This is a genomic window from Streptomyces sp. PTL18 (assembly GCF_059510295.1).
Genome location: NZ_JCAJZO010000107.1, coordinates 1 through 1,141, shown reverse-complemented (window position 1 = coordinate 1,141; position 1,141 = coordinate 1). Strand labels below are relative to the sequence as shown.

The 1,141-nt window shown below is 76.2% G+C and carries 1 protein-coding gene; it reads left to right on the top strand.

Annotated features, from left to right (window positions below; translation table 11 throughout):
• On the top strand, positions 1-1,141 hold a 1,141-nt coding region (locus AC5WS8_RS39170; protein WP_496108239.1), incomplete at both ends, for a beta-ketoacyl reductase.

The window sequence follows — 1,141 nt, the reverse complement described above, 5'->3', positions numbered from 1 at the left end:
GCGCAGCGGCTCGTCTCCGTCCTCGTCGGCGGCGCCGCCGACGAGGACCAGGTCGCTCTCCGCCCGTCCGGCGCGTTCGGCCGCCGACTCGAACGCGTCACCCCGGGCGGCGACACCACGGCGTGGCGGCCGCGGGGCACGGTGCTCGTCACCGGTGGTACGGGCGCGCTGGGTGCGCGTGTGGCCCGGTGGGCCGCCGAGCAGGGTGCCGAGCACCTGGTGCTGATCAGCCGCCGCGGCATCGACGCACCGGGCGCGACCGAACTGCGGGACGAACTCCAGGCCGCCGGTACGCGCGTGAGTGTGACAGCCGGTGACGTGGCCGACCGCGCCACCGTGGAGAACCTGCTCGCCGCGCACCCGGTCGATGCCGTGGTCCACACGGCGGGCGTCCTGGACGACGGCGTGATCGACGCGCTGTCCCCTGAGCGGTTCGCGGGCGTGCTGCGCACCAAGGCGCTGGGCGCCCTGCACCTGGACGAGCTGAGCCGCGACCGCGACCTCGACGCCTTCGTCCTCTTCTCCTCCTTCGCAGGCAGCATCGGCGCGGCCGGCCAGGGCAACTACGCGGCGGCCAACGCCTTCCTCGACGCGCTCGCCGAGCGCCGCCGCGCGGCCGGACTGGCCGCCACGTCCCTCGCCTGGGGCCCGTGGGCCGACGGCGGCATGGCCGACGACACCGCCTCCGTAGCCCGCATGCGGCGCGGCGGAGTCCTCCCGCTCCCCGGCGACACCGCCCTGGACGTCCTCGCCCGCGCGGTCGCCCACCCGGCGCCCTCCGTCGTCGTCGCGGACCTCAACTGGGCCGACTTCGTTCCGGCGTTCACCACGACACGCCCCAGCCCGCTCGTCGCCTCCCTGCCGGAGGCGCGGGCCGCCCTCGACAGCACCGGAACCACGGCCGAGCGCACCGGGCCGGACGACCGCGCCGGTCTCCTCGGCCGGCTGACCGGACTCACCTCCGCCGAGCAGGACCGCGTCCTGCTGGAGACCGTCCAGTCCTGCGCCGCCGCTGTCCTCGGCTACCCGAACCCCGAGTCCGTCACCGCCGAGCGCGCCTTCCGCGACCTGGGCGTCGACTCCCTCACCGCCGTCGAACTGCGCAACAGCCTCGTCGCCCTGACAGGCGCCTCCGGCCTCG